Raw genomic sequence first — 9,136 nt, 5'->3', positions numbered from 1 at the left:
AAAGCCTTTACTTTTTTTGAAGAAGGATTTAAAGGCATCTGACAGATATCTTAATGCGTATTGAGGGGCGCATTTAGACACTTGATAATACCAAGGAAGGGTAGATTTAATGGCTGCTACTAACCATTTATGTAAATCTATAGCTGTGGGAAATTTGATTTTGTCTTGAGGATTAAGTTTGTTATGTAATAATACCTGTTGACAAAGTGCTAAACCTTGATTCCAAGCGTGTCTGGCTACTCCTGCGTGTTGCGCCAGTAGTAGTCGTTGTTGCTTGTTAACTTTGAGTTGGGTTTTGAATCCTAGTAGCATACAGTAATTTTACTGCAATTTTGTCACCAAGCCAAAAGATGACAGGAAATTTTGAGCCAATGTGATTATTTATTAGTATTAGTTAATAAAAGATTAACTAATACTAACCCTTTTTCAGTATAGAGTTTTATTCTCATCTTTCCCCTGTGAGTTCCTGGTACTGCCTTCATGTTATGATTATGGCGCTTGGCTTGGTTAATCAGCAATTTTTCTGTTCTAAGTATGGTTCAGTATACTCTCGCTCAAAGTCCAGAAATTATGCTCACTGTTTCTGGAAAAGATTCAGCCAAAGCCCGTGATAAAGCCATGGATCAGCTGATGGAATTAATGGATGCTGGTAAATTACCCACAGAATTGGAGGAGGGGTTTGGCCCTCAACAATTAATTGAGGTGAAGCCACAGACAAATTTTTCTGTCAGTGGTGAGGACAGTATTACAGAAGCTGTTCAGATTTTGAATAATCTCGCCACACTCAAGCTGAAGGTGCAGGAATCACGCGCCGAAGCCCTAGAAATTCGTCACGCTGTTGATGTTTTGTTTTCAGATAATCCGGTAACTGAAGAGGAAATTAATCGCCTCAAGGAAGGTTTTAAAGTCCTAAAAAACTTTGCCCAGGCTAATTTACGCTACCAGGAAGCTAGAGCTAAAGCCGAACACGCGCGGCAAATTTTAGATCAAGCTTTAAAGTCCCCCTAACAATAAATAAAAAAATAAGGAGCAGATTAATCTACTCCTTATTTACTGGGGCGCTAGGATTCGAACCTAGGGATGGCGGGACCAAAACCCGCTGCCTTACCGCTTGGCTACGCCCCAATGATTCACACTATGACAATATAGCAGCCTAACCAGGGGTAATGTCAAGTACCTTGACGAGAAATTTCCGAAAAATTTCCCCCTCTAAATTTTTTTGATTTACCAGTTGCAAATTCAGTTAAATAGGATATAATAGTAAAGTTGAAACCAAGGGCGGGTGGCGAAACTGGTAGACGCACCACACTCAAAATGTGGCGGCCTTGCGGTCATAGGAGTTCGATTCTCCTCCTGCCCATTAATTACAAAGTCAGTTAAACAGATACAACGTCTAAAATTATGCCTTAGATCAACTATACGTAAAACATATGGTAGCTTGGTAATTACTGTATCAAATATTGTTTTACCCCCACCCTCACCATTCCCTTGTGAAGGGAATGGGACTTGATTTTTTTGCTTCCCCTAATCCCTAATCCCTAATCCCTAATCCCTGTTCCCCTCTGTAACTGTGACGCTAACCAAGCAATTCTCCCCCCTTCCCGGTTGCGTCCCAATTCCCTGATTACTTCATAACCCTGTGGTGTAAAGTCTGGATAGTTCATTGTTTAGTAACAGCAAATAACTGTGATTAATGTAACACTTATAAACCATCTTTAAACACCCTTGGCGAACCTTGGCGTTAAAAAAACCCACCTCAAAAACCTAGGGTGCAATCAAATGCTCCTCAGACCGGCGATATTGAGCAATTAACCGGCGGCGTTGAATGGGTGGATAGAGCAGCATAGTTACAAAGGGTAAACCCGTAGCTAATAGGGCTAATAAAATGTAGGGGTGAAGCGTTCCCACTGCTACCGCAATACCGCTGCTGATTCCTAATCCGGCGGTGAATAGTCCCAACTTCTTACCGCCAAATTCAATCACAGCTGCAATCCCAGCCCCAATCCCAGCCCCAATCCCAACAATCCCAATCCCAACAATCCCAAACCCAATCCCAACCTTAATCACACCCCCAATCCCAGCCTCAACCCCAGCCGCAATCCCAGCCGCAATCCCAATCACAATCCCAGCCGCAATCCCAGCCGCAATCCGAGCATCAAACCCAGCCGCAATCAGAGGAACAAATACATAACCTGCATAAGTTAACCCAGTAAAACTTAACAACGAACCCACCAACCCCAAATAAGGAACCGATCGCCGTTCAATAGGTAAAGGCGCTGTTTTTACCCGCACAGTTAAACTGTGAACCTCCACATCAGCATTACTCCGTAACCACAACCGACGCTCATACAACTTGTCCGCCATTAACTTACTAGTATCTACCCAGACATCACAGTTAATCTCATTACCCTTAAACTCCCTCGGTGATACCACAATCCAACTGTGAGAGTCGGGAGTATGGGGCGGGTCTTGGGTATGGGGTGCAACTTCCCACTTACCCTCTAACAAAGTCTCCGACATAGTGTTAACCACTTGTATCGGTTGTTTTAACCTTTCCCCGATGCGAGTAGCTCTAAACTCCAACACCAATGTACTCAACTTCACTTCTGGTACACGCACCACATCCAAGGGTGTCAACGCCTGTAAAGCCGTTTGAGCATCTGCAAACCGTTCTTTCAGCCGTGGTTTAACCATCAACTCCAACCACCCCAGAAACCGGGGACTTAACCGGGGTAATAAATCACGGAAATGAATTACATAGGGGTCATCTTCATCTGTCAAATCTTGTATCTGCGTTGACTTTTTCCCGGTGAGTAAACAAATCAACGTAGCACCTAACCCATATAAATCAGAACCCTCCGTGGGTTTACGTAATTGCTCCGGGGGGATAAAACCCGGCGTACCTTGGAACACACTACTAGCCGCCACCTCTTGACTACCAATGCGACTCATGCCAAAGTCAATCAGATACACATTCAATTGGTCATCTACTAAGATATTTTCCGGTTTCACATCTCGATGAATTACCGGAGGTATGCGATTTTGTAAATATACTAATATTTCTAAAACTTTAACTGCTATGTGTTTAATTTCCTCCGGGTCAAAACTGCGCCCGATGGCTAAACTCTCGGCGTTTTTATACTCTTGAACTAAACAAAAGCCGTCATCTGTTGCAAATGCGCCCAAATATTCAGGAATACCGGGGTGTTTCAGTCCCCTTAACACTTGAATTTCCCGCTCATGTTCCTTATATGCTGACCAACTAGAACCAGTCTGAGCAAAACAGAACTGTTTAATTACTACCTGTTGACCTGTCTGTAACTGTGACGCTAACCAAGCAATTCTCCCCCCTTCCCGGTTGCGTCCCAGTTCCCTGATTACTTCATAACCCCGTGGCGTAAAGTCTGGATAGTTCATTATTTAGTAGCAGCAAATAACTGTGATTAATGTAACACAAATTATAAACCATCTCTAAACACCCTTTGCGAACCTTTGCGCCACCTTTGCGAACCTTTGCGTTAAAAAAACCAAAAACAGAATATCTACCCTTAGATAGATGACAATGGTTTTTGTGGGATGATTGAATAACCTAATAGCAGATTTTGGGATGAGGGGTAATAGCCATGAACTTACAAGAAACCCAATTACAAATTGCTCAATTGCAGCAACAAATGACCTTAACCCTGGATAATCCCCCATCAGTCAAGTTACAAGTTAAGAATATTAACTTTATCCAGAAACAATTAAGAGCAATTAAAAAAGAGCTAAACTTAGCCATTAAAGAAATCAACCAACAAGCTAGCCAAGCACTCCCAGACAGTATGATCTCATTGGGACTAGATTTATTTGGTCAACGTAAGTTTGCTGGTCAAGTCCGACAAAGTACCAGGAGAGCCATTCAGTCAGAGAAAATCAACTTAAGACAACCTTATATGGAGGTGAAAGATTATATAGACCAAGTGTTATTAGAGGGGGATAAACTGAAATTACAAGCAGAACAATATTTACTGTAGTAGTCCCCTCCCCTTGACAAGGAGAGGGTTGGGGTCAGGTTGATTCACCATCCCCAAGTACCCGGACTACCCTTAAAAGGTCCGACAATATCATGGGTCACCCAACCACCGTAAAAATTACCTGGTTGTGGTTGTACTCTTTCCCCATCCACATAGCAAGCATCCATGAGATGGGCATAGAATGCTACATAATACTTAATAGAGGCAAAATTAGCTGTAGGGTGCGGATAGAACCAAGCCGCATTATGTACTTGTTTATCACCCACGCGGATAGTATAGTAACTAGCGATACCTTTCCACTCACAAAAACTAGATTTTGGCATCAGTATTAAGTATTCCATTTTGATATCCCCTGGGGGAATATAGTAAGTTGGTGGATGACTAGTTTCTAAAACCCGCTTGGCGCTGTGGGTGTCCACAATGACGACATCATTAAAAATGATTTGAATATGTTTGTTTGTGTCTTCTAGACGAGGGGGACGGGGGTAGTCCCAAACTGATTCTTGTCCGGGACTGGGGTTAATGGGTTGAGGAGACACCATGATTAATAAACATTAAAATCCCATTTTAAACAACGAACTACCCAAAAGCCAAGGATTCACACTTAGAGGATGTTTGATAAGTTTTCAACAGGTAATTTTTATTTTAGGGAACAGGGAACAGGGAACAGGGAACAGGGAATGGGGAACCGAAACAATCAAATCCAGTCCCCTCCCCTTACAAGGGGAGGGTTAGGGTGGGGTCAAACAATACAAACATCCTCTTACACAGGGATAGTAAAGCACGCCGAAGCAGTCGAGAGTTTATTTTTTAACTGGCAAATCTGGAGTATGATTAACCATGGTTAAGTATTGATTGCGAGTTCCATCTAAACGGTAGTGATCGCAAATTTGGCAAAGTTTTAAAATATCTAGTTTACCGAAGGATTTTTGATGCTCAATTTTGTTGTCGTTTCGCCACCGCCAAAAAGTTGTTCTATCAATGCGCCGATTTCTGTCAGGCCATCTTCGCTGGGATAAAAACTCGATTAATTCCCCCTCGTCAACGGAATAATTTTCTGGTAACTTCATGAATTTTGCTTTTAATTCCATGAGGGGTATAAGTGGATCTAGATTCGATAGTTTCATCCCAGCACGCTCTTAGGGTTTCATCTTAGTCCAATGATGTGGAAGGATTTATGCACCAAAGTATTCTATGGTTAAATTGCACTGTAACACGGTGAGTTGAATAGCTATGGACACCATGAAGTGATTTAGTCAATATATATTTGTATTTTTCTTGACTGTCCTACCTCAACTTTGCTAGATAAATAATAGAGATTTATATTATTTCTCTACAGAGAATAAACTGATTAATATGCAAGTGCAACCCATATGCAACAACTTGACTATTAAGTGTTGGTGAAGATGTGAATAATATGAGTTGTAGAATTATTCAGGCAATCTTATGATTATATCAAAATAGCCGCGCGATCGCCTGTGTTGACCAACCGCAACAATTGGATCTATCTAGAAATGTATTCTTAAGTCAATCTCTGCATAATTCGCCGAGCTAGAATAGAGCGATCGCTTCATCTGAGTTAGGGGATGTTTGTCAAGTCATGATTAGTGTATCAAATATTGTTTTACCCCCACCCTCCCCATTTTCTTCACAAGGGAATGGGACTTGATTTTGTTTCTTCCGGTGTGTTCTCTAATCCCTGTTCCCTGTTCCCTGTTCCCTAAGATAAAAATTACCTGTGGAAAACTTATCAAACAACCTCTTAGGTATAAAAGGGCGGTATCGAGGACTACCCCGCAAGATTTATCATCATGCTGACTGTAGCTTTTGTAACGATTTATCTTAATCTAATTAATATAGCAATCCTAAATGATTCATGAACAATTTCTGTTCGGTGTGTTCCCTGTTCCCTGTTCCCTTTCCTCACTCATAATTTCTCAAGTCAAATAGGATGACTATATTAATTTGACAGGAAAATTCACCGGTTAATTCTAGATAAAGTATCAGGAAAAACATAAAAAATAAATTTATTTGTCTAGAATGTGATTTATATAAAAAATCTGTAAATTATTCCGGATAAATATTTCTATTCTTGAGGCCTGATTTAACAGGTGAATATTAATTAAATCTGGAAAATATTAGTTAATAAGGTTTAGTTACAAAGTCTTGTAGGCACATATTTTTAGTCAGGGGTTAGGGATGTGCGCAAGATTGGAGATATTTGCTATGGTTTTGCTGGTTTCAGATACTCTCAAAACTGAGAACCAATTGTAAATAAAAACAAGAAGTAAATCTAGTCTGAATTGTCGTTCCGGTTGAGGGTTTAAGTTAACTTATGAAACTGCGGTTATTTGAGCGAGAACACCTAAAAGTTAAAAGAAGACTGACTATAGCTGTGGTGAGTATATTAAGTGGAATTACTACTATATCTTGTAGTCAAGATAGAGAGGTATTGATAACAGAAATAGGTCTTAGTCCTCCTAACAGCCGGACAGTGCAAACATCCTCAGCGGGAAATCTCTATGTTGAGGGTAAAAATAAACACCTAAGAGGTGATTTGCAAGGGGCGATCGCTATTTATGACCAAGTTATTGATCAAGACCCAGACTATGCTCAGGTCTATAAAAGCCGGGGACTGGCTTACTTTGACCTGGGAGACAAGCAAAGGGCGATCGCAGATTACAATCAAGCCATTAATCTGGCTCCTGACGATGGCGAAGCCTATAATTATCGGGGAAATGGCCTAGCTTCCCTAGGAGACTACCAACGGGCGATCGCAGACTATAACGAAGCCATTCGGGTTTCCCCCCGCTATGCCGAAGCCTATAATAATCGGGGAAATGCCCGCGCCGCTCAGGGGGACAATGCAGGGGCCATAGATGACTTCAACCAAGCCATTAGCCTAGATTCTCGCTCTGTCATGGCTTACAATAATCGAGGCAATGCTCGGGCAGCCCAGGGAGACAGACAAGGTGCCATTGGGGATTATAATCAAGCCATTCGCCTCAATTCTTCTTTTGCCCCCGCCTACAATAACCGTGGTAATGCCCGCGCTGCAGAGGGAGACAGAGAAGGGGCGCTGCAAGACCTACAACAAGCTGCCTCTATTTTTCAACAACAAAATAATAATGAATTATATCAACAAGTCATGAACAATATTCGCGAGATTAGGTAGCAATCATTGTGATTAATCCCCTCAATTGGGGATTGGAGACTAACTATACCCACAAGGGGATACAGTGGGGAAATGGCGCTCCCAAATTTATTTACTGAATAAAGATTCAAATTCCGCCTGTAAAGATTTGATCTCTGCCAGCCTAGCAACTAGTATATTTTCATTACCAGCATCTATTAAACGGACTTTCCAATAACGAATACTTTCGGCATTATTTAACCAAAACTTTACTACAGTCTCTCTGACCTGTTCAGTATTCCAACCCCATTTTATGGGTAATGGTTCTACAGATTCTAATAAAGCATCCAAAGTACATCTATGGGTGCTGAGATATTCTACACCGCCACTAATTGGTTTGTTTATGGTCTGTTGTTGATGTTTAAAAAACTCCCAAACAGGAGATACTCCTACAATATCAAAGGTGTATTTCATTCCATCTCTCCCCATATTTAATTAGTTGTGTAGAAAATCTTGACGCTGCTAATTAATTCTTGCATACAATCATCTACAGCCATCTAGAAAAAATATTTTCTTCGCCCATAATATGACAAGAATTACCTGGGAAAATTAGCACTCTAAGGCAGAGAGTGCTACTATGTTTTAGGTTCTTTATTGTATTATTAAATGAATTTGTGGATTATTTAAGAGGTAACCTGTATTTTTAATAATTTGTTAACAAATGCCGCGGGAGAGTTAGCGGCTTTAGCTGCTGCTGCTTTGTGGGCGATCGCCTCGGTGGTGTATGGCTTTGTGGGAAATCATATTCCGCCCCTGGGACTGAATTCACTCAAGGGGATAGTAGCGATCGCCTTGCTAATTTTCACCATCTTAGTAACTGGGGAATCCTTACCCACCTCCACCCCCACGCCGATTTTTTTACTGTGCTTGAGCGGAGTAATCGGTATTAGCTGGGGTGATACTGCTTTTATGGGGGCGCTCAATTATTTGGGACCACGTCGTGTGTTACTTATCGGTACCCTGTCCCCTCCCATCACGGCTATCCTGTCCATAATTTGGCTGGGTGAAAGTTTAAATATTAGAGCTTGGTGTGGAATTATAATTACTATTTTAGGAGTTGCTTGGGTAATCACAGAACCGCTTCCCAGTAGCAACAATCATCCCCCCACCCATCTATGGCGGGGGATCGGTTTGGGCTTATTAGCCGCCATCACCAATGCCATAGCTACAGTTATCGCTCGCGTAGCCTTTACTACTGGTAGTATATCATCTTTGTGGGCGGCTTTATTCCGCTTAAGTGCAGCCCAATTGATTCTCTTTGGCTGGCTGTGGTTCCCCAAAGGCCAGGCGCAAGCCTTACCCCATACCTCCTCTAAACCATCCTGGCGGGTCATTTTCGCCGCGTGCTTTGGGGCTTTTTGTGGTACTTATTTAGGTATTTGGCTACAACAAACAGCGATTAAATTCACAGCTGCGGGAATTGCTTCCACCTTATTACAGACCAGTCCCCTATTTGTTATCCCTATTGCTATATGCATTGGGGAAAAAGTGAGTTGGCGAGGGATGGCGGGGGTGATGATTGCCATCATTGGCATTGGATTGTTATTTTTTGACTAGCAGACCACCTTGGGACGGTGTGTACCGTTCTAAATCATCTTTTTGGTCGTAGCTTTGTACAGACGTTCCGCCAGAAGGTCTACAATAATTTAATGAATTTATAGTCATTTATGTACATTTGTAGTATAATATAACTATGAATGTACAATCATTAAATGAATGAAACTATCTGATTATGCAAAAAAGGTAGGGATAAGTTATAGAACTGCGTGGCGTTGGTACAAATCCGGCTTAATCACAGGTTATCAACAACCTACAGGAACCATAATTATTAATCTACCTGAAACCAACCAAAACCCTAACAAAGTTGTAGCTATCTACTGCCGTGTTTCTGATAATGGTTCAAAAGACAACTTAGAAAGACAAGCTGAAA

Annotated in this window: 12 protein-coding genes and 2 tRNA genes; 6 read left to right on the top strand and 8 right to left on the bottom strand. The window is 41.6% G+C overall.

The annotated features are described in order from the left end of the window. The coding region (locus NWP22_RS02690; protein ID WP_280801479.1) for a helix-turn-helix domain-containing protein at positions 1-312 on the bottom strand (312 nt) is incomplete at its 3' end. A gap of 222 nt (positions 313-534) precedes the next feature. Between NWP22_RS02690 and NWP22_RS02685 the strand changes: the two genes are divergently transcribed. After that, positions 535-1,008, top strand: a complete 474-nt coding sequence (locus NWP22_RS02685) for a hypothetical protein (RefSeq protein WP_271730769.1) — start codon at positions 535-537, stop codon at positions 1,006-1,008. Positions 1,009-1,053: 45 nt separating this feature from the next. Here the strand turns inward: NWP22_RS02685 and NWP22_RS02680 are convergent. Then, positions 1,054-1,125, bottom strand: a tRNA-Gln gene (locus NWP22_RS02680). A 151-nt stretch (positions 1,126-1,276) separates the two neighbouring features. Here NWP22_RS02680 and NWP22_RS02675 point away from each other — a divergent pair. Continuing rightward, positions 1,277-1,360, top strand: a tRNA-Leu gene (locus NWP22_RS02675). Between the two features lie 178 nt (positions 1,361-1,538). On the opposite strand, the gene NWP22_RS02670 is transcribed toward NWP22_RS02675, so the two are convergent. Then, positions 1,539-1,664 (bottom strand): hypothetical protein, encoded by a 126-nt coding sequence (locus NWP22_RS02670; protein WP_280801478.1) that lies wholly within the window; start codon positions 1,662-1,664, stop codon positions 1,539-1,541. 100 nt (positions 1,665-1,764) lie between these two features. Next, complete coding sequence (locus NWP22_RS02665) at positions 1,765-3,417, bottom strand: serine/threonine protein kinase (protein WP_280801477.1); 1,653 nt, start codon at positions 3,415-3,417, stop codon at positions 1,765-1,767. Between the two features lie 206 nt (positions 3,418-3,623). On the opposite strand from NWP22_RS02665, the gene NWP22_RS02660 reads away from it, so the two are divergent. Beyond that, complete coding sequence (locus NWP22_RS02660) at positions 3,624-4,013, top strand: hypothetical protein (protein WP_271731442.1); 390 nt, start codon at positions 3,624-3,626, stop codon at positions 4,011-4,013. Between the two features lie 44 nt (positions 4,014-4,057). Here NWP22_RS02660 and NWP22_RS02655 read toward each other — a convergent pair whose 3' ends face one another. Both NWP22_RS02655 and NWP22_RS02650 read right to left on the bottom strand, forming a co-directional pair. Beyond that, positions 4,058-4,555: a DUF427 domain-containing protein gene (locus tag NWP22_RS02655; protein ID WP_271731443.1), complete on the bottom strand. Its 498-nt coding sequence runs from the start codon at positions 4,553-4,555 to the stop codon at positions 4,058-4,060. 261 nt (positions 4,556-4,816) lie between these two features. After that, positions 4,817-5,140, bottom strand: a complete 324-nt coding sequence (locus NWP22_RS02650; RefSeq protein WP_271731445.1) for a hypothetical protein — start codon at positions 5,138-5,140, stop codon at positions 4,817-4,819. Between the two features lie 1,208 nt (positions 5,141-6,348). Between NWP22_RS02650 and NWP22_RS02645 the strand changes: the two genes are divergently transcribed. Further along, positions 6,349-7,188, top strand: a complete 840-nt coding sequence (locus NWP22_RS02645; RefSeq protein ID WP_271731446.1) for a tetratricopeptide repeat protein — start codon at positions 6,349-6,351, stop codon at positions 7,186-7,188. An 87-nt stretch (positions 7,189-7,275) separates the two neighbouring features. On the opposite strand, the gene NWP22_RS02640 is transcribed toward NWP22_RS02645, so the two are convergent. After that, a complete protein-coding gene (locus tag NWP22_RS02640; protein WP_271731447.1) occupies positions 7,276-7,620 on the bottom strand; it encodes a hypothetical protein in 345 nt (114 codons plus the stop codon). A gap of 237 nt (positions 7,621-7,857) precedes the next feature. Here NWP22_RS02640 and NWP22_RS02635 point away from each other — a divergent pair, with 237 nt between their 5' ends. Continuing rightward, entirely contained in the window at positions 7,858-8,763 is a 906-nt protein-coding gene (locus tag NWP22_RS02635; RefSeq protein WP_280801476.1) for a DMT family transporter, read from the top strand. On the opposite strand, the gene NWP22_RS02630 is transcribed toward NWP22_RS02635, so the two are convergent. Then, a complete protein-coding gene (locus NWP22_RS02630) occupies positions 8,749-8,871 on the bottom strand; it encodes a hypothetical protein (RefSeq protein ID WP_280801475.1) in 123 nt (40 codons plus the stop codon). The two genes, NWP22_RS02635 and NWP22_RS02630, sit on opposite strands and share 15 nt — an antisense overlap. 51 nt (positions 8,872-8,922) lie before the next feature. Here NWP22_RS02630 and NWP22_RS02625 point away from each other — a divergent pair. After that, on the top strand, positions 8,923-9,136 hold a 214-nt coding region (locus tag NWP22_RS02625; RefSeq protein ID WP_425332602.1), incomplete at its 3' end, for an IS607 family transposase.

The organism is Anabaenopsis tanganyikae CS-531 (assembly GCF_029891675.1).
Taxonomy (GTDB): domain Bacteria; phylum Cyanobacteriota; class Cyanobacteriia; order Cyanobacteriales; family Nostocaceae; genus Anabaenopsis; species Anabaenopsis arnoldii.
This window is presented reverse-complemented; position numbering and strand designations above follow the sequence as displayed.